14 protein-coding genes and 2 pseudogenes are annotated in these 24,374 nt (G+C 73.5%); 8 read left to right on the plus strand and 8 right to left on the minus strand.

Annotated features, from left to right (window positions below):
* Positions 1–11: 11 nt before the first annotated feature.
* Positions 12–399, minus strand: a pseudogene (locus tag NOD94_RS22430) (Rrf2 family transcriptional regulator); the annotation flags it as partial.
* Between the two features lie 15 nt (positions 400–414).
* Between NOD94_RS22430 and NOD94_RS22435 the strand changes: the two are divergent.
* Positions 415–717, plus strand: a pseudogene (locus tag NOD94_RS22435) (LysR family transcriptional regulator); the annotation flags it as partial.
* 63 nt (positions 718–780) lie between these two features.
* Here NOD94_RS22435 and NOD94_RS22440 read toward each other — a convergent pair.
* The gene (locus NOD94_RS22440; protein ID WP_281207838.1) at positions 781–2,604 is read right to left on the minus strand and encodes a CocE/NonD family hydrolase C-terminal non-catalytic domain-containing protein; all 1,824 of its coding nucleotides are present in this window, start codon (positions 2,602–2,604) and stop codon (positions 781–783) included.
* Between the two features lie 479 nt (positions 2,605–3,083).
* On the opposite strand from NOD94_RS22440, the gene NOD94_RS22445 reads away from it, so the two are divergent.
* Together NOD94_RS22445 and NOD94_RS22450 are read left to right on the plus strand one after the other, a co-directional pair.
* Positions 3,084–5,606 carry a glycoside hydrolase family 3 C-terminal domain-containing protein gene (locus NOD94_RS22445; RefSeq protein WP_281207839.1) on the plus strand — a complete coding sequence of 841 codons (2,523 nt, stop codon included), beginning with the start codon at positions 3,084–3,086 and terminating at the stop codon, positions 5,604–5,606.
* A gap of 23 nt (positions 5,607–5,629) precedes the next feature.
* A complete protein-coding gene (locus NOD94_RS22450; RefSeq protein WP_281207840.1) occupies positions 5,630–6,703 on the plus strand; it encodes a LacI family DNA-binding transcriptional regulator in 1,074 nt (357 codons plus the stop codon).
* Between the two features lie 437 nt (positions 6,704–7,140).
* On the opposite strand, the gene NOD94_RS22455 is transcribed toward NOD94_RS22450, so the two are convergent.
* Complete coding sequence (locus tag NOD94_RS22455; protein WP_281207841.1) at positions 7,141–8,580, minus strand: ROK family transcriptional regulator; 1,440 nt, start codon at positions 8,578–8,580, stop codon at positions 7,141–7,143.
* 193 nt (positions 8,581–8,773) lie between these two features.
* Between NOD94_RS22455 and NOD94_RS22460 the strand changes: the two genes are divergently transcribed.
* The 5 genes from NOD94_RS22460 (at position 8,774) to NOD94_RS22480 (ending at position 14,421) form a co-directional block, all read left to right on the plus strand.
* Positions 8,774–10,093 carry a sugar ABC transporter substrate-binding protein gene (locus tag NOD94_RS22460; protein ID WP_281207842.1) on the plus strand — a complete coding sequence of 440 codons (1,320 nt, stop codon included), beginning with the start codon at positions 8,774–8,776 and terminating at the stop codon, positions 10,091–10,093.
* 10 nt (positions 10,094–10,103) lie between these two features.
* Positions 10,104–11,120, plus strand: coding sequence for a sugar ABC transporter permease (locus tag NOD94_RS22465; RefSeq protein WP_281207843.1), 1,017 nt, complete (start codon positions 10,104–10,106; stop codon positions 11,118–11,120).
* A complete protein-coding gene (locus tag NOD94_RS22470; protein WP_281207844.1) occupies positions 11,113–11,991 on the plus strand; it encodes a carbohydrate ABC transporter permease in 879 nt (292 codons plus the stop codon). Before NOD94_RS22465 ends, NOD94_RS22470 begins: the two co-directional genes overlap by 8 nt.
* Positions 11,988–13,367, plus strand: a complete 1,380-nt coding sequence (locus NOD94_RS22475; protein ID WP_281207845.1) for a GH1 family beta-glucosidase — start codon at positions 11,988–11,990, stop codon at positions 13,365–13,367. The genes NOD94_RS22470 and NOD94_RS22475 overlap by 4 nt, the downstream gene beginning before the upstream one ends.
* Positions 13,368–13,503: 136 nt before the next feature.
* The gene (locus NOD94_RS22480; protein WP_281207850.1) at positions 13,504–14,421 is read left to right on the plus strand and encodes an NADP-dependent oxidoreductase; all 918 of its coding nucleotides are present in this window, start codon (positions 13,504–13,506) and stop codon (positions 14,419–14,421) included.
* A gap of 114 nt (positions 14,422–14,535) precedes the next feature.
* Here the strand turns inward: NOD94_RS22480 and NOD94_RS22485 are convergent, their stop codons facing one another.
* The 5 genes from NOD94_RS22485 to NOD94_RS22505 all read right to left on the minus strand — a co-directional run.
* The gene (locus NOD94_RS22485; protein WP_281207851.1) at positions 14,536–16,254 is read right to left on the minus strand and encodes a discoidin domain-containing protein; all 1,719 of its coding nucleotides are present in this window, start codon (positions 16,252–16,254) and stop codon (positions 14,536–14,538) included.
* A 54-nt stretch (positions 16,255–16,308) separates the two neighbouring features.
* A complete protein-coding gene (locus NOD94_RS22490; protein ID WP_281207846.1) occupies positions 16,309–17,379 on the minus strand; it encodes a DUF1996 domain-containing protein in 1,071 nt (356 codons plus the stop codon).
* 145 nt (positions 17,380–17,524) lie between these two features.
* On the minus strand, positions 17,525–19,681 hold the full coding sequence (locus NOD94_RS22495) for a discoidin domain-containing protein (protein WP_281207847.1): 2,157 nt from the start codon (positions 19,679–19,681) through the stop codon (positions 17,525–17,527).
* 350 nt (positions 19,682–20,031) lie between these two features.
* Positions 20,032–23,355, minus strand: coding sequence for a poly(A) polymerase (locus tag NOD94_RS22500; protein ID WP_281207848.1), 3,324 nt, complete (start codon positions 23,353–23,355; stop codon positions 20,032–20,034).
* The coding region (locus NOD94_RS22505; RefSeq protein ID WP_281207849.1) for an ATP-binding protein at positions 23,355–24,374 on the minus strand (1,020 nt) is incomplete at its 5' end. The genes NOD94_RS22505 and NOD94_RS22500, both read right to left, overlap by 1 nt.

Here is a 24,374-nt window from a genome sequence, read left to right on the forward strand (position 1 = left end):
GAGGGCCGAGCGCCGACGCCGGGCAGGGCCTCCGGACCGCTGTCCCGCTCCACCGACCCGACGAGATCGGCGACGGAGACCTCCCGCAGCGACGCCCGCCGGGCCTCGTCCGCGGTGGCCATCGCGCGGGCGATGGGGCACGGCTTCGCGCAGTCCTCGGGCGGCGTGCCGAACGGACCCCGTTGGTGGATCTCGGTGCACACGAACGCCGGGCCCGCCCCGTCGACCGGCCGCACCACGTCGAGGACGGTGATTTCCGAAGCCGCTCTGGTCAGGACGTATCCGCCGGTCTTGCCCTGGACGGACTCACCAGGTCGGCCCGGGACAGGGGCTGCGTCTGCTTGGCCAGGTAGCTGGGGAGACGTCGTGCGACAGGGCGAGGCGGGCGGCCGGTACCGGTACCGGTACCGGTACGAACGGAGCGTGCGCCTGCCCGCCACCCCGGTCCGGCCCATCGCGACGGCCGACGTGGTCACGGCCCTCGCCGACGTCACCACCGCCCCGCCCCTGAACGGCACGCTCGACGTCGCCGGCCCGGACGTCTTCCCCCTCGACGAACTCGGCCGCCTGACGCTCGCGCTCCGACGGGACGACCGTACGGTCGTCACCGACGAGCGGGACGGCATGTTCGCCGTCGTCGAGGGTGACGTCCTCACGGCCGGCCCCGGCGCCCGCCCGGCCCCGACCCACTACGAGGAGTGGCCGCGCTCCCGGTGAGTGGCCCGGGGGGCCAGGTGTGCGGCGACGGGGCCGCGGGGCGCCGGATCCGAACCGTGCGCGTCAGCCCAGGGGCAGTTCCAGGTGGGCGGGGTTGCCTCCGGCGGAGGTGATCGTGGTGGCGCTTTCGTCGACGCCGGCGTCGGAGTAGAGCGGGTCCTTGCTGGTGAGGACGAGCATGAGACGGTGGTCCGCCGCCAGGTCGTACCCGGCGGCCTGGAGCCGCCAGGAGACGTCCCGGTCCTGGTCGGGAGTCAGTTCCGGCAGGGTGAGGGGTTCGTGCGTGATGATGCGCGCGGTGTCGTCGGGGGCGAGGTCGAAGAGAAGGGCGACCAAGGTCGCGGAGGCGGCCGAGCTGCGGACCGTCAGGGCGAGTTCGGGAACGCCGCGGATCCGACGCGAGGACTCCAGCGGCGCGCTGGTCCAGACGGCGAGGTGCCGGCGGTCGAACTTGCCGGTCGGGTAGGTCTTCGGACTGCCCTTCCACTCGGCCTGCCCCGTGGTGATGGGGTCGTCGACCGCGGTGGCCTCGGTGAGGTGCCCTGCGGTGAACTCCCGCTGCCACCCGCTCTCCGGCTCCGCGCCGAGTCCGCCGTCGCGGCTGCCCGGGGCGGCGGCGGTCAGGTACCAGCGCTCGGTGGAGGTGGTCACCTCGGCCCAGGACGGCCTCGTCTCGCGGACGGCGGGCTCGGTGATCACCTCCTTCCCGGTCTCCGGATCGGTCCGGGTCAGGTAGGTGAACATGATCTGGGTGCTGACCGCCGGCCAGTCGGGTACGCCGTTGTCGGCGCCGAGCAGGTGGTGGTCGAGCCAGGCGAACGCCTCCTCGACGGGCGCGTTCGGCCCGCTGAACGGAATGGTCAGACCGGCACCCTCGGGGGCGGCGTGGTCGCCGATCCACATGTTCAGCCGCTTGGGCACGGTCAGGCGGTCGAAGTGCTCGACGACCTGGTTGGCGGGGAAGAGCGTCTCGTGCCAGGTGTTGGAGAAGAACGTGGGGACGCCCCGCGTGTTGGTCGCGTCCAGGTAGGACGACGGCGCCCGCACCGTGCCCCAGGCGGCCACCTCCTCAAGGTTGCGCCCGGCGTCGAAGTCCGCCAACAGCTGCCGCGTCGCCGCGTCGAACTTCCGCTCGACCGGGCCGCCGGTGAAGCCGGTCAGGGCCTTCACCGCGGCCAGGTGGCGGGTGTCGTTCTGGTACAGGCTGGTCGCGAGGTTGCCCCAGGTGCTGAGGGCCACGACCGCGCTGACGCGTCGGGCCGGGTCGTTCGCCGCGACGAGCTGACTGATGCCGGAGCCGTACGACTCGCCGAGGAACGCGATCGAGCTCGGTTCGAAGTACTGCTGGGCGTAGTCGATGACGGTGGAGCCGTCCGCCCAGTCCGCGGGGCCGGCCACGTCGATCGTGCCCTCGGACGTGAACGGACCGTCCACGTAGCCGCCGCCGGGGAGGCCCACCGTCGTGCCGATGCCGCGCGGGGTGTACGCGAGCACGTGGTAGCCGCGGAGGGCCAGTTGAAGGTGGGCGTACTCGAACAGGGCCCAACCCAAAGGGGTCCAGCCCGCGGGCACGATCACCACGGGTCGCGGTTCGGCGGTGTTCAGCTTGATCGTGTGGGCCGACAGGCGCACGCCGTCCAGGGCGGAGGTGATCCGGGGGAATCCGATGGTCGCCCTCTGTCGCACCCGCTCGGTCAGTTGCCGCAGATCGGGCGGCAACAGGGGCGTCTCCGCCGAGCCGCCCAGTGCGGCGACCAGGGCTTCGGCCAGGTTGGCGGCGGTCGGATCGAGCGCGGTGGGGCCGGCGTAGACGCCGTCCCGGGCGATTCGGTTCAACTGTGCCGTGGTGACCGCGCTGATCGCGCCGTCCTCCTGCGGATGGCTCATGAACTGTCCTCTCCTCGTGCCGGGCCGGTGGTGTGATGGTCCGCATCGTTCCAGCTCAGGATGGTGCCGAGGCAGCAACTAACAGGACATACGCGATGGTTCGGGAATCAACGGCATGCCGCCCTATCAGGTGGTTTGGATGTACCTCGGCATCGTTTCTCTCAGGAAGCGGTCATTTCCGTGAACCTGTCGAGCCGGGATGGTCGAGAACGCTCGAAACCGACCGGCTTGGAATCGCCGGTGCCCCCAAGCGGACAGCGCCGGTGGTCGGCCTCTCGGCCCCACCCCCGCCCCGACCCGCCCCGCCCGGACCCGCCCCGACCCGGAACGACATCGAGCCGGTGGTCCTCCCCCTCTCGGAGACGGGAACGCTCACGCCGATCGCCGCGCCCCTCCAGCCCGTTGACAGCGCGACCGACGGCTCGGGATCATCAGGGAGAGCGCTCTCCCATCGGCAACAGGCGTGAAGAGGTCGGTACATGCGCGGCAGCGACGCGGAACGACTCGTCGACGGACTGGACCTGCGGCAGCGGGTCCGGCTCCTCACCGGCGCCGACACCTGGCACACCCCGCCCGAACCGGCCGTCGGCCTCGGGACGATCGTGTTCTCCGACGGCCCGGCCGGGGTGCGCGGACCGGGCTGGGACGAGAGGCTCCCCTCGGCCCTGCTGCCCTGCGCGAGCGCGCTCGGCGCGCTGTGGGACGAGGAGCGCGTCCGCGGTCTCGGCCGGCTCCTGGGGGACGAGGCCCGCCACAAGGGGGTCCACGTCCTCCTCGCGCCCAATCTGAACCTGCACCGGAGCCCCCTCGCCGGGCGGCACTTCGAGTGCTTCTCCGAGGATCCGCTGCTCACCGGCCGGACCGGGGCCGCCCTGATCTCCGGCATCCAATCCCGGGGCGTCGCGGCAGCCGCGAAGCACTACGTCGCCAACGACTCCGAGACGGAGCGGCTGACCCTCGACGCCCGGCTCGGCGAACGGGTCCTGCGCGAGCTGTACCTCCCGCCTTTCGAGGCCGCCGTGCGGGCCGGGGTCTGGCTGGTGATGTCCGCGTACAACAAGGTCAACGGGACGACCATGAGCGAGAGTTCACTCCTCGCCGAGCCGCTCAAGGGGGAGTGGGGTTTCGACGGTGTCGTCGTCTCCGACTGGGGCGCCGTCCGCTCCACCGTGTCCGCGGCGGCGTCCGCGCAGGACCTGGCGATGCCCGGCCCCGCCGGCCCGTGGGGGGAGGCCCTGGCGGTCGCCGTCGAGGCCGGCCTGGTACCGGCCGAAGCCGTCGCGGACAAGGCACGCCGCCTGCTGCGGCTGGCCGCCCGCGTCGGAGCCCTGACGGGCGGAGGGCGGGAGGACGGCGGGGGAGCGGTGACGGGAGTGGGGAGGGGAGCGGTTACGGGGGCGGTGCCGGGGGCGGTGACGGGAGCGCAGGCCGGCCCCGGCCTCGACCCCGTCGACCCCGACCTGGGCCCGCGGCGTCGCCTGTTGCGCGAGAGTGCCGCCGCGAGCTTCGTACTGCTGGAGAACCGGGCCGGTGGACTCCCGCTCGATGCGCCCGCGCTCGGCAGCCTCGCCGTGATCGGGGTGCACGCCGTCGAGCCCCGGGTGCAGGGCGGCGGGAGTTCCGAGGTCTTCCCCGTCGGAGTGGTGACGCCCCTGGCCGGGCTGCGGGCGGCCCTGCCCGACCGGGTACGGGTGGTGTACGAGCCGGGCCCGCGGCCCGCCGGAGCCGCCGAGCCCGCGCCGATGGGAGCCCGGTACGCCCGCGACCCGGACACCGGCCTGCCCGGCGTGCGGCTGCGGGTGCTCGATGCCGCCGGGGCGGTCCTCCGCTCGCAGGCGCAGCCCTCCGGCCGCGTCCTGGAGCCCGGGTTGCCCCCCGGCGCGGCCACCGTCGAATTGGAGGCGGTGCTCCACCCCGATGTGACCGGCCCCTGGACGCTGGGGCTCGGCGGTTTCGGGGAGATGACCCTCCATGTGGACGAAGTCACCCTGTTGGAAGGGGAGTTCCCGCCCGAGACCGACGACCCCGCCGTCGTGCACGTCCGCCCGCCCCAGCACACCGCCCGGATCGACCTCGAAGCCGGCCGGCCGGTCCGGGTCGTCGCCCGTCGCGCACTGGCCTCCGGGACCGGCCGGGCCACCGTGCTGACCGCCGCGCCACCTGACCCCGAGCCGGGGCGGGCGCGGGCCGACGCGCTGGCCGCCGCGGGCGCGGCCGACGCCGTCGTGGTGTGCGTCGGCAGCGTCGAGGGCGGCGAATCGGAGGGGCGCGACCGTGACACCCTCGAACTGGACTCCTCTCAGGGGCGGTTCATCAGGGAGATCGCCCGCGCGAACCCTCGTACGATCGTCGTCGTCAACTGCGGAGGGCCGGTCGTGCTCCCGTGGCGGAAGGACCCCGCCGCCGTTCTGCTCACCTGGTTCCCCGGTCAGGAGGGCGGCGCCGCCCTCGCCGACGTCCTCCTCGGTCGCGCCGAGCCGGGCGGCAGGCTCCCCACCAGTTGGCCCGACGCCCTCGCCGACGCCCCCGTCCGCACCACCCGGCCCACCCGCGGGGTCCTCCCGTACGAGGAGGGCCTGCACATCGGCTACCGCGGCTGGCTGCGCTCCGGCCGGGAGCCCGCGTACTGGTTCGGCCACGGACTGGGCTACACCACCTGGGCGTTCGAGCGGATCGGCATGCCCGTCCCGCTCCCCGGGGGCGGGTACGAGGTCCCGGTCGAGGTGCGCAACACCGGGAGCCGGCCGGGTCGTGAGGTCGTCCAGGTCCACCTCGCCCGGCCCGGATCCACGGTCGAGCGCCCCGTGCGCTGGCTCGCGGGTTGGGCGGCCGTACGGGCGGAGCCGGGGGACCGGGCCACGGCCCGGGTACGGATCCCCGTACGCGCCCTCCAGCACTGGTCGCCGCCGGCCGGTGGCTGGGTCACCGAGCCGGGCCGGTTCACCCTCCTGGCCGGCCGCAGCGCCGGGAACCTCCCGCTGCGGGCGGCGCTCGACGCCTGACCCCCGGCGGCTACAGTGCGGCCATGGACACAGGGGGTCGCAGGGGAGCGGGGACCGGGACGGCCCCGACACTGGAGGACGTCGCCCGCGCGGCGGGCGTGTCCCGGGCGACGGTGTCCCGCGTGGTGAACGGCGTCCGGAACGTCGACCCGGGCATCCAGGAGGCGGTGCGGCGGGCCGTCGCCGAGACCGGGTACGTTCCGAACCGCGCGGCCCGCTCGCTCGTCACGCGACGCTCGGGCGCCATCGCGCTGGTGGTCTCCGGGGCGGGCACGGACGCCGCCACGGATGCCGACGTGGACGCGGACGGCGCTCCCGGCGTCCTCCAGGACCCGTTCTTCGGGCGGGTGGTCGGCGCGGTGGTGCGCGCGCTGCGGCCGCACGGGGTGTACCCGGTGTTGATGTTCGCCGACTCGGCACGGGACCGCGCGCAGGTGGTGTCGTACCTGGGGGAGGGCGGGGCCGACGGCGCGCTGCTCGTCACCACGAGCGGCGACGACCCGCTCCCCGGCATGCTCGCGGCGGCCGGGTTGCCCGCCGTCCTGTTCGCCCGCCCGCCGGCGGCCGCGCCGACCCTGGACCGGGTGGACCTGCGGCACCGCGACGGCGGGGCGCTCGCGGCCCGGCACCTCCTGGAGCGGGGCCGCCGCCGCCTCGTGGCGATCGGGGGGCCCCGGGCCGTGACGGCGAGCCGGGAACGGATCGCCGGGTTCGAGGAGGCGGCCGGCAGCGACCTGGGGGCGGTCACGGAGGCCGACTTCACGGTTGACGGGGGCGAGCGGGCGATGCGCCGGCTGCTGGCCGGCCGGCCGGACCTGGACGGGGTGTTCGCGGCGAACGACCTCATGGCCCAGGGGGCCTGCCTGGTGTTGCGGGAGCACGGCCGTCGGGTCCCGGAGGACGTGTCCGTGGTCGGCTTCGACGATTCGAGAGCGGCGACGGCGGGCCGCCCGCGGCTGACGACGGTGCGCCAGCCGGTGGAGGACATGGCGGCGGAGATGGTCCGCCTGCTCCTGGACCGCCTCACGGGCGACGGCCCGCCGGAACCGACCGAGGTCCTCTTCAACCCGAGCCTGGTGATCCGCGAGTCCTCCTGACCCGCGCGACGCCACGACCCGGCGCGGCGATCCGGCGCGGCGATCCGGCGCGACGATCCCGGCACGTCGTCCGGCGCCGCGACAGGCCGTTACGACCCTCGCGGACCCGCCCCCCCTCCTCTGCCCGCCCCGCAGCCGGGCTCGTGCGGATGCCCTCGGGCGTGCGCGGCTCCGGACGGCCCTCGGCGCCGGCCCGTACGGGCCCGTCGGCGGGCTGCCGGCTCGTGCGAGCGGGGCCGCGGCGTGGTGTCCGAGCGGTACCTGCCCGCCGGTACGTGCCGGCGGCGTTGCCGGTTCCGGTGGGGTGCCCGGCGCGGTCGGTGGCGGTGTGTGCGGGGGTGTCGGTGGACTGCCGGGCCCGTGCGGGCGGAGCCGCTACGGGCTCGCCACGTCCCGGGCTCGCCCGCCGCGCCGTCCTGCCGGGTGCGCGTCCGGCCTCAGCCCCGGCCCTGGTTCGCTCCGCCGCGGACTTCCATGGCGGTTTGCCAGCCCGGCTGTTCGGCGGGGGGTTCCGGCAGGGCGCGGCGGCCGCCCGCCGCGAAGAACGCCGACAGGGGGAGCGTCGCCGCGCCCACCGTGACGGCGTCGGGTCCCAGGGAGCCGAGGTCGATGGAGACCCGGGCCGCCGGGTGTCGCAGCGAGTAGCGCGTGGCGTGCTCCCGGACGGCCGGAAGGATGTGCGGGCCCAGCAACAGGCCGGCCCAACCGCCGATCAGGATCCGCTCCGGCCGGAACAGGTTGATCACGTCCGACAGTCCGGCGCCGAGGTACTCCGCCGTCTCCTCCAGCACCGCCAGGGCGAGTGCGTCCCCCGCGCCCGCCGCGTCGAGCAGCGCCGACAGCGCCTCCTCCTCGTCGGGCTCGACGCCCCCGTCGGCCTCGACCGTCCGCCCGCCGCCGCTGCCGAACCCGCCCGCGCCGCCGACCCCGTACGCCGCGTCGCCCCCGCCGCCGACCCCGTTCGCCGTGACCGTCCCGCCCTCCCCACCGCCACCGCCGCCCGCGCCGTCCCCCGGACCCGGTCCGCCGCCCCGTTCCGCCCAGCGGGCGAGGACCGACTCCGCCCCGGCGTACGCCTCCAGGCAGCCCCGCGCCCCGCACCGGCAGCGCCGGCCGCCCACCGACACCGTCAGGTGTCCCCATTCCAGGGCGGTGCCCGAACCGTCGGTGATCAGGCTCGCGCCGACGCCCGACCCGAAGAGGACCACCACGGCCTCCCGCGCGCCCCGACCCGCCCCGAACCACATCTCGGCCTGGCCGAGGGTCCGTGCGCCGTTGTCGATGAGGTACGGGACCTCGTCCGGGACGGCCTTCGTCGCACGCAGCAGAGCCTCCAGCGGTACCGCGTCCCAGCCGATGGTCTGCCCGTGCACGACCGTCCCGCCCGGTGCCTCGCGGTCGACGATCCCGGGGACACCGACACCGACACCCAGCAGCCGCTCGGTACCGACCCCGGCGTCGGCGAGGACGGTGGCGATGCCCGTCCGTACGTGGTCCACGATCGGGCCGACGTCGTAGCATCCGCGCGGCAGCAACGGCAGCTCCGTGCGCGCCAGTTCGGTGAGGGTCAGGTCGAACAGCTCGACCCGGACCCGGGTTTCGCCGACGTCCACGCCGATCATGTGCGCGCTGCCGGGGGCCACCCGCAGCAGGGTGCGCGGCCGGCCGCCGTCGGAATCGACGATCCCGGCCTCCTCCAACAGTCCGTCGGCGACGAGCTCGCCGACGACGTTGCTGACCGATCCGGAACTCAGCCCCGTCGCGGGCCCCAGTTCCTGCCGGCTCATCGGCCCGCCGAAGTACAACCGCTGCAGTACGGCGCTGCGGTTGCCGCGCCGCAGGTCCCGCACCGTACGTCCGCTACGCCCCGTGGTCATCTGGCCCCTTCCGCCGTGACTTCGTTCGCAACATACCCCTGCGCGACCCCTTGACGCGACCCTTTCCCGAGGCTTAACTCACGTCCTAAATTAAGGCCTGGACGCATCAGGTGCTGCCGAGGTCCCGGGCCGACGACACCCGGGGCCCGCGCACCGGCCTTCCCACGACCCTGCCGAAAGGGGCCGATCCGCCATGCGCAGAACCCGAGCCGCTGCCGCCGCCGTGACAGTCTCCCTCCTCGCCGTCGCCGCCACCGCCTGCGGCGGCGGTTCCGCGGACAGCGGGGGCGGTACCAACACCGCGCCCAAGGAGCTCACCTACTGGGCCTCCAACCAGGGCCCCGACATCGCGGCGGACGAGGCGACCCTCGGCCCCGAGCTCAAGAAGTTCGAGCAGCAGACCGGCATCAAGGTCAAGCTCGAAGTCGTCCCCTGGTCGGACCTGCTCAACCGGATCCTCGCCGCCACCGCCTCCGGCCAGGGCCCGGACGTGCTCAACATCGGCAACACCTGGTCCTCCTCCCTCCAGGCCACCGGCGCCCTGCTGCCCTGGGACGCCAAGAACTTCGACGCCATCGGCGGCAGGGACCGCTTCGTCGCCTCCGCCGTCGGATCGGCCGGCGCCGCCGGCAAGGACCCGGCCGCGGTCCCCCTCTACTCCATGTCGTACGCGCTCTACTACAACAAGAAGATGTTCCAGGAGGCCGGCATCGAGAAGCCGCCGGCCACCTGGGACGAGATGGTGAGCACCGGCCAGAAGCTCTCCAAGGACGGCAAGTGGGCGCTGGGCGCGGAGGGGGCCAACCTCTCCAACAACATCCACCAGGCCTTCGTCTTCTCGCAGCAGCACGGCGCATCCTTCTTCGACGCCGCCGGCAAGCCCACGTTCGACAGTCCGGGCAACGTCGACGCCGTCAAGCAGTACGTCGACCTCATGGCCAAGGACAAGATCATCGCGCCGGGGAACGCCGAGTACGACAAGAACCAGTCGCTCCAGGACTTCGCCAACGGCCGTACGGCGATGGTCCTGTGGCAGAGCGCGGCCACCAGCTTCAAGGCCAACGGCATGAAGGAGGGCGACTGGGGCGTGGCGCCCGTCCCCGTCCCGGCGGGCGGCGCCCCCGGCGCCGGCAAGAACACCAACTCGATGGTCGCCGGGATCAACCTGGCCGTCTTCAAGAACACCGACAACATCGACGGCGCGCTGAAGTTCGTGAAGTTCATGACCGGCGACGAACAGCAGAAGGTCCTCAACAAGACCTACGGTTCCATCCCGCCGGTCAAGGCCGCACAGAGCGACCCGGCCTTCGCCACCGACGACCTCACCGTCCTCCGCGACACCCTCGGCACCAGCGCCGCGCCGCTCCCGCAGGTCCCCGAGGAGTCCCAGTTCGAGACCGCCGTCGGCACCGCCGTCAAGGAGCTGTTCGCCGAGGCGGCCGCCGGGCGCCCCGTCACCACCGAGTCGGTCAAGGCCAAGCTCACCAAGGCCCAGCAGCAGATGGCGAATTGAGTCGGCTGCGATGACCGTTTCACCGTCCGCGCCCCCCGCGCCGACCGCGTCCCCGCCCCCTCCCGCGGCCGGACCCGTGCGGCGCACCGCGCACCGGGTCCGCCGGCCGGGCCGCGTCCGCCGCATCGCCCTGCCCTACCTCCTGCTCCTGCCCGCGCTCCTCCTCGAACTGCTCATCCACCTGATCCCCATGGTCATGGGCATCGTGGCGAGCTTCCGCGAACTCACCCAGTTCCACATCCGGGACTGGACCGGCGCTCCCTGGGCGGGCTTCGACAACTACGAACTCGCCGTCGACGTCAACCGGCCCGTCGGCGAGGCACTCCTCGGCTCCTTCCTCACCACCTGTCTGTTCACCCTGCTCTCCGTGGCCCTGTGCTGGTTCCTCGGCACGGCCGCCGCCGTGTTCACGCAGGAGAGCTTCCGCGGCCGGGGCTTCCTGCGGGCCCTGTTCCTGGTCCCGTACGCCCTGCCCGTCTACGCCGCCGTCATCACCTGGTCGTTCATGTTCCAGCGGGACAACGGGATGATCAACCACGTCCTGCACGACCAACTCGGCATCGGCGGCGCCGAGCACACGTTCTGGCTGCTCGGCGACAACAGCTTCTGGGCGCTGCTCATCGTCTCCGTCTGGAAGGGCTGGCCTTTCGCCTTCCTGATCGTGACGGCCGCGCTCCAGAACGTCCCCCGGGAGCTGTACGAGGCGGCGGCCCTCGACGGCGCCGGCGTGTGGCAGCAGATCCGGCGGATCACCCTGCCGTCCGTCGGCGCGGTCAACCAGGTGCTGATCCTGGTCCTGTTCCTGTGGACCTTCAACGACTTCAACACGCCGTTCGTCCTCTTCGGGAAGTCCGCCCCGGAGGCCGCCGACCTGATCTCCATCCACATCTACCAGTCCAGTTTCGTCACCTGGAACTTCGGCACCGGCTCGGCCATGTCCGTCCTGCTGCTGCTCTTCCTGTTGCTGGTCACCGCCGTGTACCTGCTGGTCACCACGCGCGGACGGAGGAAGAAGTCCGATGCCTAGAACCCGCACGCCCGCCAGGGCCCGGAGCCCGCTCGACCCGCCCGCCTCGTTCCGCGCGGTCCGGGCGGTGTTCCTCACCCTGCTCGCCGGTTTCGTACTGGTGCCCGTCTACGTGATGGTCACCAGCTCCCTCAAGCCGCTGAAGGACGTGGCCGGTCAGTTCCGCTGGATCCCCAGCGGCCTCACCTTCCGCCCGTACGTCGACATCTGGCACACCATCCCGCTCGCGAAGTACTTCCTCAACTCCCTGATCGTCGCCGGCTCCGCCACCGTCTGCTCGGTGGTCATCGCCGTCTTCGCGGCCTACGCCGTCAGCCGCTACCGCTTCCGCGGCAAGCGCCTGTTCACGGTCACCGTCCTGTCCACCCAGATGTTCCCCGGGATCCTCTTCCTGCTGCCGCTGTTCCTGATCTTCGTGAACATCGGCAACACCACCGGCGTCGCCCTCTACGGCTCCCGCGGCGGGCTCATCCTCGCCTACCTGACCTTCTCCCTCCCCTTCTCCATCTGGATGCTCATCGGCTACTTCGACTCGGTGCCCCGCGAGCTCGACGAGGCCGCCACCGTGGACGGCTGCGGCCCGCTCGGAGCGCTGTTCCGCGTCGTCGTCCCGGCCGCCGTGCCCGGCATCGTCGCCGTCGCCGTGTACGCCTTCATGACCGCATGGGGAGAGGTGCTGTTCGCCTCCGTCATGACCAACGACACCACCCGCACCCTCGCCGTCGGCCTGCAGGGCTACTCCACGCAGAACGACGTCTACTGGAACCAGATCATGGCCGCCTCGCTCGTCGTCAGCATCCCCGTCGTCGCCGGATTCCTGCTGCTGCAGCGGTACTTGGTGGCCGGACTCACGGCAGGAGCCGTCAAGTGACCCTTTCCGAAACCCGTTTCGCCGCCGCCCACCAGGCCATCGACCTCGCCGCGCTGCCGCGCGACTTCGCCTGGGGCACCGCCACCTCCGCCTACCAGATCGAAGGCGCCGTGGAGGAGGACGGCCGCGCCCCGTCCATCTGGGACACGTTCTCCCACACCGCCGGCGCCGTCGACGGCGGCCACAACGGCGACACCGCCTGCGACCACTACCACCGGTGGCGGGAGGACATCGCCCTGATGAAGGACCTCGGCACCAACGCCTACCGCCTCTCCGTGGCCTGGCCCCGCGTCCTGCCCGGAGGCGACGGCCCCGTCAACGCCAAGGGCCTCGACTTCTACGACCGCCTCATCGACGGACTCCTCGCCGCCGGCATCACCCCCTCCGTCACCCTCTACCACTGGGACCTGCCCCAGGCGCTCCAGGACCGCGGGGGCTGGCCCGAGCGGGCCACCGCCGAGCACTTCGCCGCGTACGCCGGCCTGGTCGCCGGACGCCTCGGCGACCGCGTCACCGAATGGGCCACGCTCAACGAGCCGCTCTGCTCCGCCTGGATCGGCCACCTGGAGGGCCGGATGGCCCCCGGTTGGACCGATCTGACCGCCGCCGTCCGCGCCTCCTACCACCTGCTCCTGGGCCACGGCCTCGCCACGTCGGCCATCCGCGCCGCCGCCCCCGGCGCGCGGATCGGCATCGTCAACAACCTCTCCACCGTCGAGCCCGCCACCGCGAGCGAAGCCGACCGGGCGGCGGCCCACCGCATGGACGGCCACGTCAACCGCTGGTGGCTCGACCCCGTCCACGGCCGCGGCTTCCCCACGGACATGCGCGAGGTCTACGGGGTGGACCTGCCCGAACGTCCCGGCGACCTCGCCACCATCGCCGCGCCCCTCGACTGGATCGGCCTCAACTACTACTTCCCGCAGATCGTCACCGCCGACCCGACCGGCCCGGCCCCCCACGCCCGCCAGGTGGAGCGCCCCGGCGTCCCGCGCACCGGCATGGACTGGGAGGTCGACGCGAGCGGCATCGAGACCCTCCTCATGCGCCTCACCGAGGAGTACGGGGCCCGCCGCATCCACGTCACCGAGAACGGCTCCTCCTACCCCGACACCGTGGCCCCCGACGGCAGCGTCCACGACCCGGAACGCGCCGCGTACCTGACCGGCCACCTGGCCGCCTGCGCCCGAGCCGCCCGCCGCGGCGCGCCCCTGGCCGGCTACTACGCCTGGTCACTGCTCGACAACTTCGAATGGGCCTACGGCTACGACAAGCGCTTCGGCCTGGTCCACGTCGACTACGGGACCCAGCGGCGCACCGTGAAGTCCAGCGGCCGCCACTACGCGGAGGTGATCGCGGCCCACCGGGCCCTGTGACCGCCCTGCCGCGCCCCACCGCGCCGCGCCGTGCCCGCCCCGCCTGCCGGGGCGGGCACGGCCTTTCGTGGTGGGATGCGGAAGGGGTCCTTCCAGCGGAGAGGCGAGGCGCATGTCCGACCACACCCAGGACACCATGCGGGCGATGACGTACGAGACGTACGGCGGGACGGAGGTGCTGTCCGAGACCCGGCTGCCGGTCCCCAAGGTCGGCCCTGGCGAGGTCCTCGTCCGGGTCCGCTGCGCGTCGGTCAACCCGGTCGACTGGAAGATCATGTCGGGCGGCCTCGACGGCCTGATGGACGTCGTGTACCCGGTCGTCCCCGGTTGGGACGTGGCCGGCACCGTCGAGCGCGTCGGCATCGACACTCCCGAGTTCGCGGCGGGCGACGAGGTCATGGCATATGCCCGCAAGGACTGGGTGCACGGCGGCACCTTCGCCGAGTTCGTCACCGTGCCCGTACGGGCCCTCGCGCCGAAGCCGGCCTCCCTGACCTGGCAACAGGCCGCGGGCCTGCCGCTGGCCGGGCTCACCGCCTTCCAACTGCTGACCCGCCTCGGCACCCGGGAGGGCGACACCGTCCTCATCCACGGGGCGGCCGGCGGCGTCGGGTCCCTCGGCGTGCAGATCGCCCGAGCCCTCGGCGCCCGCGTCATCGGCACCGCCTCCCCCCGCAACCACGACCGGCTGCGGGACCTGGGCTGCGAGCCCGTCGCGTACGGGGAAGGCCTCGCGGACCGGGTCCGCGGCCTGGCCCCCGACGGGGTCGACGTCGTCGCGGACTTCGTCGGCGGGGTCCTCGACGTCACCCGCGCCGTCCTCGCCGACGACGGCCGCCACGCCTCCATCGCCGACCAGACGGTCCTCGGCTCCGGCGGCCAGTGGATGTGGGTGCGGCCCGTCGGCTCCGACCTCGCCGCCCTGGGCCGCCTCGCCGACGACGGCCGCCTCACGGTCACCGTCGCCGAGACCTTCCCGCTCTCCGAACTCGCGGCCGCCTTCACCCTCAACCAGGACGGCCACACCGCGGGGAAGATCGTCATCGAACTCTGAACCCGCTTCACGCTTCCCGCTCCCCGCTTCCCGCTCCCCGGACCCCACCCGGACACAGGACCGCGCGCCGCCCGGCAGGGTTCGGGCGGCGCGCGGCGTGTGCGGGAGCGGCGGTCAGGCGTAGACGCCGAAGTGGAACAGCGAGTACCCGTAGCCCGTACCGCGCCCGGTCAGCTCCAACCGCACGTAGCGGCCCGAGGCGGCGATGTCGAAGTCGTCGATACCGCCGTCACCGGAGGACGTGGCGTACGCCGTCCGCCAGTTCAGACCGTCGTCCGACACCTTGATCGCGTACGCCTTCCCGTACGCGGACTCCCACACCAACTGCGCGTGACGCAGCTGCCGCACCGCGCCCAGGTCCACCTGGAGCCACTGCGCATCGGCCCAGGTGCTGGCCCACCGGGTGTCCGCACGGCCGTCCGTGGCCAACCCCGGAGTGCAGGGGCAGCCGCCGTACCCGTCGTTCTGGTAGGTGGAGGCGGTCGTCGGCCGGCCGAGGGCCACGTCGGTTCCCGCCACCGGCGGCGGCACCACCCGTACCGACCGCTGCTCGACGCCCACGTTGCCCCGCCCGTCCTTCACCTTGACGTACAGCTTCCACACTCCGGTCCGCGCCGGAGCCGTGGCCTTCAGCGTGCCACCGCCCAGGTGGGTGGACGGGACGGAGACCAGCCCGCCGCCACCGTCCACGTACGTGCCGCCCCACAGCACCTCGTACGCGAGCGGGTCGCCCTCGGGGTCCGAAGCCGGGGCCTGGATCGTCACTTCCTTGCCCGCGGGGACCGCCCCCGCGTCCGGTACGGACGGCACGGACACCGTCGGGGGCAGGTTGTCCCCGACCGTGCCGCCCCCGTACGCCCGCTTCACGGCGTGGTACATGTGACGGCGCTCCCCGGCGGGAGTCAGGTTGAACCAGTGGCCACCGAAGTCGTACTCGGTGCCGTAGTGGAACACCGTCGCGCCCAGCGCCACCCCCCGGTGGCCCGTGACGCAGTTCCAGGCGTTCGTGTAACCGTCCGCCTTGGCCCGGTCGCCCGGCTCCAGCGGGACCCCGTTCGCATCGTTCGGCACCTCCCACTCACCGGCCGGACCCGTCTCGGTGATCAGGTACGGCTTGGTGTGACCGCCCTGCTCCCAGGCCTGCCGGACCCCGCACACCTCCTTGTAGGCGTTGACGGAGTACAGGTCCAGATCGGGGGAGTTGCGCTTGTAGTAAGGCCACGCGCCCACCCAGGCGTCGGTGGAGGTGACGGGGTGGTTCGCGTCGATGCGGTGGACGGCCTTCGCCACGTCGTTGACGAAGGCGGTGTAGGCGTTGCGCTGGTTCTCCAACTCGGCGCCGGACCAACAGTTCTGCAGGCCGAGGACCGACTCGTTGCCGACGTTCCACATGAGCACGGCCGGGTGGTCGCGGTACGCCTCCACCCAGCGTGAGAACTCGGCGAGCATGCTGTTCTTGTAGCCGGTGTCCGTCACGTAGTCGGTGCAGCCGCCGCTGCCCGGGCCGCCGCCCGGTTGCAGCCAGAACCCGGCGACCACCTTGAGTCCGTTCGCGGCGGCCGCGTCGAACAGCTGACGGCTGCTCGCGTCGGTGCCCCAGGTGCGGATGGTGTTGGCGCCCAGCGACTTCACGTCGGGCAGCAGCCGGCCGGCGTCCGCCGGGGACGGGCCCCAGGTGACGCCCTTGACGAGGTACGGGGAACCGTCCACGGTCAGCTGCCAGTTGCCCTGGGAGCCGGTCACCTTCACCACGCTGCCGGCGGCCTGCGCCGGCGCGGTGGGCAGTACGGTCACGGCGCCCGCCAGGAGCGCGGCCGTGACGAGGGAACGCATGCGGGAGTGCACGCGGGGACCTCCAAGTGTGGGGGAGGGGGCTGGGGGCTGGGGTTAGGGGAGTCGGTGGTCCGGGCCGAGGGCGGCGCCCGCCTCGGGGTGGGTCTCGTCGTAGCCGCGGGAGTCGCACTGGAGTCCGCCCTTGACGCAGTGCTCGACGAGGGCGGCCAGGGTCCGGTCGTCCCAGGCGTTGAAGAAGTCGTAGTGGAAGGAGTGGCCGCTCCCGCTCGACAGCCTGACCTGCGACATGTCCCCGCTGACGGGGAACGCCATCTTGAACTCGACCATGGGGAGCGCCACCGGGTGACTGGTCGGGCAGACGTTGTCGTTGTTGCCGGGCTTCACGACCGGGTAGGCCATGTGCGCCTTGTGGTCGGGGGTGTCCAGGAACTTCCCGTCCCAGCAACTGGGCGACTGCATGCGGATGTTGAGCTGGGTTCCGGTCGGGCAGTTCGCCGGGAACTCCGTGTTCTTGAAGCTGTCCCCGCACTCCCAGCCCTCGACCCAGCCCTTGTGGCCGCGGAACTCGGCCGCCGTCTGGGTCGGACTGCCGACCACGAAGCGCAGCCCCTTCGGGAAGGGCCGCACGCTCTTGTAGTCGGTGACCCCGCTCTTGTAGTAGATCACCTGCGGCCCGGTGGGCAGGACCGGTCGGCCGCCGTTGTGGAGCGTCGGCATCCAGTAGCCCGAGAGGTCGCCGGGGGCGGTGCAGGCGGTGCCGCCCGCGCTGAGCGAGGCGGTGGTGCTGAAGGCGTCGGTCGTGGTGTTGCCCATGAAGGTGTGGTCGTGGGAGGCGCCGGGCCGACCCGCGAAGACGATGGGGTCGTCCGGAGCGGTCCGGCTGACGGAGCAGTTGGCCTGGAACTCGTGGAAGTACCGCTCGGGCGGGTTCGCCCACGACGGGGTGACCCCCGTGACCTGGGGTACGGCCGGAATGTATCCGTCGCCGTCGGGGTCGTCTCCGGTGGCGAGCGGGGCGGCGTTCGCGTGCGCGGAGTGCGGGGACGTGCCGGCGTCGGGGACGGCCTGGGCGGTCAGCGAGAGGCCGCCCAGGCCTGCCGCGGCGGTCGCGGCGAAGGCCGCCGAAACCAGTAGGGCGGAGAGGGTCCGCGATCGGATCTTCATGTGTGCCGCTCCTCGGGTGTGTGCCCTCCGCGCGGTGGGAGAGCGCTCTCTCGGGTGGCCCGGAAAACGCGGGGCGGCCGCCGGGCCGCCCCGCGCTTTCCGGGGGTCGGGGGATGGGTCGGGGATCAGGGGCGGTGGGGGTGGATCAGGGGAACGACACCACCGTCGACGGGACGGTCGAGGTACCGGAGGTGGGGGCGCCGATGCCGTTGATGACGTGCTCGTACTGTCCGTTGCCGCCGAGCGAGACCACCAGCAGGTCGTGGAACCGCACGCCGGGCTTCACCGGTGCCTGGAAACCGTGTTCCTGACGGATCGTCGGATCCACGTTGTAGTAGCAGTAGCTGCCCAGGCCCCATCCCTCGTGGGTGTTCACCGAGTCGGCCACCTTGTAGGCGGCGTAGCCCTTGATCGCACCGTTCTGGATCGCGGCCTGGTTGGGCGCGTCGTACGCCTTCTCGTTCTGGAAGAAGATCGTGCGCCCGCGCTCGCCGTTCCACTCCACGTCGTACTTGTTGAAGTGCTCGACGAACAGCCCGGTGGCCAGGACGTCGTCACCGTTGACGCGGAACCCGTAGTCGGAGCGGTTGGTCTCCCAGCCCACCCCGTCCCCGTGGTCGGCCCGCCAGATCCAGGTGTGGTCGACGATGGTGTCGTGGCTGTTGACCGCCATGCCCAGCGTGGCCTTGCCCGCACCGGCCCCGCCGACCCGGATGAAGACGTCCTGCACGGTGGTCGGGTTCGCGGAGTGGTCGGTGGCGGAGCCCGCCGGGCCGACCTCCAGCAGCGTCGGCGAGTTGACCGGACCCGCGTCGATGAGGAAGCCCGCGAGGCGCACCCCGTCGACGTCGGCGACCTTCATCGCGGTCACCCCGTTGTCCGGGATGATCGTGGCCAGGCCGAGGCCGAGGACGACCGTGTCCGGACGGTTCACCTGGATGGTCCGGTCCACGTGGTAGACGCCGGGGGTGAACAGCAGGTGCAGGCCCTGCGCCAGCGCCTGGTTGATGGTCGCGGCGCTCGCGCCCGGCTTGACCACGTAGAACCGGTTCAGCGGGATCGAGGTGCCCTGCGGCGCCCCGTTGCCCCACGACGTGCCGCGGGCGTTGGTCCGCTTGGCCGGGACGAAGACCTTGTACTCGTTGCCGTCCAGGTACAGGAACGGCTTCTCGCGGGACACGGGGGTGGTGTCGAGGGTGGTGTACGGCGGGTTCGGGTACGACTGCGCCGGCGCGCCCTGGGTGCCGGAGAACACCTGGTTCCACACCGCGTTGGACCAGCCGCCGATGGAGCTGTCCCGGGTGTACCACTGCTGCTGCGAGTAGTTGCCGACCTGGCCGTCGATCCTGGAGTCGGCGATGTAGCCGCCGGAGGCCCAACCGTAGCCGTTCGGAGCCAGGTTGAGCCCGCCCTTCACGTGCATGCGGCGGAACGGCGCGGCCTGCGAGACCGCCCAACGGTTGGTGCCGTTCACCGGGTTGAGCGCGAGGTTCTCGGCCGAACGCCAGAAGTTCTGAGTGGCGTTGCCGCCGAACCAGCCCGCGTCGACGGTGACGTCCCCGTTGATCGTGGTGTCGTCGGGGCTCAGGCCGAGACCCGAGACGGAGGTGTAGAAGCCGATCTGCGCGTTGAGCCCGTTGTAGGTGCCCGGCTTGAAGAGGAACTGGTAGCGGCCGGAGCCGAACTGGGCCGATTCCTGCTGGGCGAAGACCTCGTCCAGCTTGCCCTGGATGTTCGGCGTCGACGGATCGAAGACGATCACGTTGGGGCCGAGGTCACCGCCGCCCGGGATGACCGGTCCGGTGCCGTCGGTGCCGTAGACCTGGAACTCCCAGAGGGAGTAGCCGTAGCCGGTGGTGCGCTCGGTGCCATGCACCCGGACGTACCGGGCCGTGCCGGATATGTCGTGGGTGGTGGTCCCGCCGACTCCGGCGGAGGTCGAGTAGGCCGTGGACCAGGAGCTGCCGTCGTTGGACAGCTCGATCCGGTACGCCTTGGCGGCGGCGGTCTCCCAGCGCAGCACCACCTGACCGAGCTGGGCGGGCGCGCCGAGGTCGACCTGTATCCACTGCGGGTCGGCGAACCCGCTGGACCAGCGGGTGCCGTTGTCGCCGTCCACGGCCGCGGCGGCCGGGGTGCCGGCGTTCTCGATCGAGGAGGCGGTGGTGGGCTTGCCCTGGGAGAGGAGCGTGGGCGCCGCGGTGGCGGCGGTGCCGGGGAGCAGCACGAGCAGGGCCGCGACCAGGGCGGCGGCGAGGGCCGCGACCGTCAGTCGGGGCGGGTGATCGGAGAGGCGTGGCATGGGGGGCACTCCTGACGTCTGGGATCCGGGGGGATCGAAGCGTGAGTGAACTGCCCGCCACGGAGGCCGTCAAGGGGTTCAGCGTTCATGAACCGAAGATCCAACGGTGTGTCAATTGGCCATCAGGCCTGTGAACTTGGAGTTTCTTCAATCCTTGTGAAAAGTGTTGACGAAAAATCCCCGCGAGGCTCTACTGAGGCTCCTGACCGCTCCGTTCCGCCGTGCCCGCTGAGGCGGGACGGAGCTTCGGGCAGACTCGGGCCGCGTTTCTTCCGGCTTCGGGAAGTGTCCGTACGAAGGGGGCGGATGGCGTCGTGCGTTCGCTACTCGTCGCCATCGGCCGTGCCCCGTCAGATCAGGTCCGGCACCTCGCCGCAAGCGGCCCGATCGACCTCGACGCCCGGCAGGGTCGCGCACCACGCGGCGGTGAGCGCTTCCAGCCGGCCCGCGTCGGGCGGCGCGGCCCCCAGGCCGACCGCGTAGCGGGCCAGGGTGCCGGACAGCTCGAAGGGGCGCGGCCAGGCGTGCGCGTCGGCCGCCCCGGCCTCCTCCAGCGCGCCGAGCAGGGACCGCAGCCGGCCCCGGGCCCGTCCCAGGTTGTCCTCGAACTCCCGCGGCCCGTCACCCCGTACGGTCACCACGGCCCACGCCGCGTGCCGACGGTGCAGCGGCGGGGCGGACAGCAACCGTTCGAAGCCGCCCGGCTCCGCGTCGAGGACCTCCCACGCCCGGTACAGCTCCCGCACGAGCAGGTCCCGCAGACCGGCCCCGACCTGAGCCGTGCAACTGCGCACCGGTTCGGACGGGGTCAACACGGTGACCGGCGCGGACCCCTCCCCACGCCGGCCGGTGGGCAGCAGCTCCACCGGTTCGTTCCAGTCCCAGGCGGCCCACGTCCCGAAGAACTCCCGCAGCAGCGCCGTCGGTTCCAGGTCCGGGGCCGTGCGGACGGTCCTGGCCGCCAGCACCGCCCAGGCCAGCCCCGGCAGGCCCCCGAAGGGCGCCGAGTCCAGACCGCGGGCCCGCGCCCAGGACTTCACCGCCAGCGCCAACCCGGAGAAGGCGGCCCGCTCCGCGCCCACGGACTCCCGTACGGCGTCCGCGTCGCTCAGCGCGCTGAGCGCCACCGCGGCCGCCCCGGCGAGCTCCGCCCGCCGCGCGACGGCCGAGGCGGGGTCCGTCCCGCCGGTGGCGACCACCACCAGGTCCACGTCCCGCTGTCCGAGGCGCAGCCGCAACCCCGGCACCCGCGCGCCCGTGACCTCCCGCAGCCGCTCAGCCTCCGGCAGGGCGGCCGCCACCCGCTCCCGCAGCCCGCCGGTGCCGGGGTCGCCCGGCACCAGCGCCACCAGGTCCAGATCGGCCCACGCGGGCGCGCACGCCATCCGCCGCGATCCCGCGACCCGCACCACCGCACCGTCCCCGAGTGCGGCCGTGACACGCTCCACGACCGCCGCGACGGAGAGCTGCCGTTCGTCCTGCGGGGGCCGCTTCGGCAACGGCGGCGCGGCCCGCCCCGGCAACGCCGTGTCCTGCCGGGACAACGCCGCGCCCCGCTCGGGCAACGCCGTGTCCTGCCGGGGCAACGCCGCGCCCCGCTGGGGGAACACGGTGTCCTGCCGGGGCAACGCCGCGCCCCGCTGGGGGAACACGGTGTCTCGCCCCGGCAACGCCGCGCCCTGCCCGGACACCGCCGCGCCCTGCCCGGGCAACGCCGTGTCCCTCTCGGGCAAGGCCGTGTCGCGTTCGGGCGACGCCGTCCGCCGCTCCGGCGGCGCGGTGTCCCGTTCGGGCGGCGAACCGTCCCCCGCCGGGCCCGACGCGGTCCGCCGCTGCAGCGCCCCTCCCCGCCCCGTCGACGCCCCACCCCGTACCGCCGAAGCCCCGTCCCACGGATCCGTCCGGTACGCGGCCAGGGGCGACGGCTCGGGCAGCAGGCACACCTCGCCCGTGCCGAGTTCCACGGTCGCCCGGACCACCATCGGACCGTCGCCGCGCCGCGACAGCACCGAGAGCCGCCCGACCTCCGCACTGCGCCCGCCGGCCAGTCGGGCCCCGAACTCCCGCTCCGCGCGCCGCGGATCAGGGCTGTGCCCCAGGGTCAGGTGCGGGGTGTACCCGGCCCCACGGGAGCGCCCCGCACAGCCCGGGAACCGTTCCACCAGCGCCCGCCGCAGCTCCTGCCAAGGACCCTCACCGGCCGCCGCCGGGTCCAGCCACAGCGTGGCTCCCTCCCGGCCCCCGAAGGAGCGCACGCCCTCAAGCCGCGCGGCGAACGGCTCCGTCGCGGCCGCGACGCCCGCCAGCAGTGGCAGCGCCTCGTCGAAGGAGGACTCCGGCACGAAGCCGAAGAGCAGGTTCACGTGCGCCGGCCACCGCCCGTACGCCGGGTCGTGCCGCTGTCGCAACTCCGCCACCGCCGCGTCCGCGGGAGGCAGCCACGCCACCGCCGTCCGCGCGGTCGCCGCCGCGTCGAGCCGCGCCGGCCCCTCGCCGACGGCGGCGTACTCCAGCGTGGCCTCCACCCCGTAGTGGTCCGAGATGAACAGACCTTCCGGCGCGGGGGAGTCACCGCGCAGGCCGGCCGCCCGCACCCGGGCGGCCGCCGATCGGAGCAGGATCCGGTCCAGCCGGCCCGGCCGGCCCGTCAGGGAACCCACCGCGGCCAGCGGGTTGCCCACCGGATCGAACGTCGGGGTGTCGTCGTCCGCGCCGTGCGCCTCGGTCCACGCGTCCCGCAGGCCCAGCGCGGCCGCCGGCCCCCGCGCCCCGGACCGGCCGTCGTTGAAATCCCCGAGCAGCGCCAGATCCGCGTCGAGGCCGGCCGTCCCCTCGGCGATCCGCGCCAGCTCCTCCTCCCGCCGTCCGGCACCGTTCTCGGTGTGGTCGCTGGTCAGGTGGGTGGCGGCGACGACGAGCGGCCCCACCGCGGTGTCCACGGTGATGGCGGCGACCCCCTTGTGCCTCCGCAACATGTGCAACCCCGCCTCCCGCACCGGCAGCCGGCTCAGCAGGAGCAGCCCGCAACCGGACACGTCCCCGCCGTACGGATCCGTGCCCAGGACGTACCCGTCACGGACCCAGGGCGCGGCCAGCACCAGCTTCAGCAGGGCGGGTTCGACCTCCTGGAGCGCGATCACGTCGGCGTCGGCGGCCGCCAGGTCGGCCAGCAGCAGCGGCCTGCGCAGCGCCGTGGAGATGAGCGGGGCGTCGTAGCGGTCCCACAGGGTGTTCCAGGTCAACAGCCGCACCCGCTCCGGGGCCGCGGTGACGGGCCTCACCGTGACTGGCCCTGCGGCGACGTGCCCCGCCGTGAGGAGACCCGCCGCGACGGTACCCGCCCGCGCCGGCCGCCAGGCACCACCGTCGGCCGGGTCCCACGCGTGCGGGGTCCGGACACCGAAGAAGGGGGCGTCCAGCAGGCGCCGTTCGCGCACCCGCCCCGCCGGGGTCGTGTCGATCAGGTCCACACCGGTCGCACGGTCCCACACCAGCTCGCCGTCCGCCTCCACGAACAAAACCCGGTGCCACGGGATGTCGCCCCCCGGCACGAACGACGGCAACGGCACCCGCTTGGGATCGGCCCCGCGCTGGAGCAGCCCGAGCGTGAACCGCGCCGGATCGAACCGGGGATCCCAGTGGACCTGGTGGTAGAGCTGCTCACTGGTCCGCATCAGACGTACTCCCCCGTGCCGTTGCCTGCCGTGCCGCCGCCGCCGGTGCCGCGGCTTCGGCCTCCCGTGCCGACGCCCTCGGCGTCGTTCCCGCCGGCCCGGCCGCCCGGCCCGACCGCCTCGCCCAGCCCGCCCGCGGTGTCCTCGACGGTGCCGCCCTCGCCGATGTACCAGGTCCGGTGCGCCTGACCCGGGTAGGGCGGGCTGAACCGGCGCAACTGCCCGACCAGCACGGCCGCCGGCACGGGATGCGCCCGTACGCCGTTGCGCCGCAGCAACTCCGCCTCCCCGACGAGCACCACCGCGTGCGTGACCAGCGCGTCCCGGCGCCGCGCCACGCCGCCGGCCAGGCCGCGCTGCTGCTCGGTCAGCGAGGTGGCGTCCCACACCACCGTTCCGCCGGCGGCCAGGGCCCGGTCCAGCCGGTCCAGGCCCTCGCGCAGGACCTCCGGATTGGCCCGCTGGTCGGCGCGAGCGCCCCGGTCGGCGCGCAGGTCGTCGAGGCCGACGTACGCGTCCACCCCCGGCAGGGTGCGCGCGAAGGTGCTCTTGCCGCTGCCCGAGGGCCCGCACAACTGCACCAGCCGCGGCCGGGACGCCGCGTCCCGCCACCGCCAGGTCGCCGCCACCGCCTCCTCCGCGGTGGACACCCCGCCCCGTCCGAAGGCCTCGCGGGCCTCGGCCCAACACCGGTCCGCCGCGTCCCCGTCCAGGCCCGCCAGGGCCCCGCGCAAGCCGGCCCGGAGCTCGCCCAGCGGGTCCACGCCGAGCAGCCCCGCCTCCTCGGCGTACAGCGCGGACCACTCCGCGCACTCCCGCGCCCCGTCCGCGCCCCCGGGCACCGAGAGCGCCAGCGCGTGCAGCACCCCGAGGTCGGCGGCCGCCGCCATGCGTACCAACCCGGCCCGCCGCCGCTCGTCCGGGAACGGCCGGCGCACCGCCGGGTACAGCCCCACCAGGTCGGCGACCCGGCGCGCCGCGGCCATGCCGAGCGGCCCCGCGGCCAGCCGCGCCGCGAG

This window comes from Streptomyces sp. Isolate_45, from assembly GCF_024721315.2.
Taxonomy (GTDB): Bacteria; Actinomycetota; Actinomycetes; order Streptomycetales; family Streptomycetaceae; genus Streptomyces.

What these genes read in the sequence shown, in the direction of transcription:
- NOD94_RS22455 (WP_281207841.1), bottom strand. Translation starts at nt 8,580, where the DNA reads ATGACCACGGGGCGTAGCGGACGTACGGTGCGGGACCTGCGGCGCGGC.
- NOD94_RS22495 (WP_281207847.1), bottom strand. Translation starts at nt 19,681, where the DNA reads ATGCCACGCCTCTCCGATCACCCGCCCCGACTGACGGTCGCGGCCCTC.
- NOD94_RS22480 (WP_281207850.1), top strand. Translation starts at nt 13,504, where the DNA reads ATGCGGGCGATGACGTACGAGACGTACGGCGGGACGGAGGTGCTGTCC.
- NOD94_RS22465 (WP_281207843.1), top strand. Translation starts at nt 10,104, where the DNA reads ATGACCGTTTCACCGTCCGCGCCCCCCGCGCCGACCGCGTCCCCGCCC.
- NOD94_RS22445 (WP_281207839.1), top strand. Translation starts at nt 3,084, where the DNA reads ATGCGCGGCAGCGACGCGGAACGACTCGTCGACGGACTGGACCTGCGG.
- NOD94_RS22450 (WP_281207840.1), top strand. Translation starts at nt 5,630, where the DNA reads ATGGACACAGGGGGTCGCAGGGGAGCGGGGACCGGGACGGCCCCGACA.
- NOD94_RS22460 (WP_281207842.1), top strand. Translation starts at nt 8,774, where the DNA reads ATGCGCAGAACCCGAGCCGCTGCCGCCGCCGTGACAGTCTCCCTCCTC.
- NOD94_RS22440 (WP_281207838.1), bottom strand. Translation starts at nt 2,604, where the DNA reads ATGAGCCATCCGCAGGAGGACGGCGCGATCAGCGCGGTCACCACGGCA.
- NOD94_RS22470 (WP_281207844.1), top strand. Translation starts at nt 11,113, where the DNA reads ATGCCTAGAACCCGCACGCCCGCCAGGGCCCGGAGCCCGCTCGACCCG.
- NOD94_RS22490 (WP_281207846.1), bottom strand. Translation starts at nt 17,379, where the DNA reads ATGAAGATCCGATCGCGGACCCTCTCCGCCCTACTGGTTTCGGCGGCC.
- NOD94_RS22485 (WP_281207851.1), bottom strand. Translation starts at nt 16,254, where the DNA reads ATGCGTTCCCTCGTCACGGCCGCGCTCCTGGCGGGCGCCGTGACCGTA.
- NOD94_RS22500 (WP_281207848.1), bottom strand. Translation starts at nt 23,355, where the DNA reads ATGCGGACCAGTGAGCAGCTCTACCACCAGGTCCACTGGGATCCCCGG.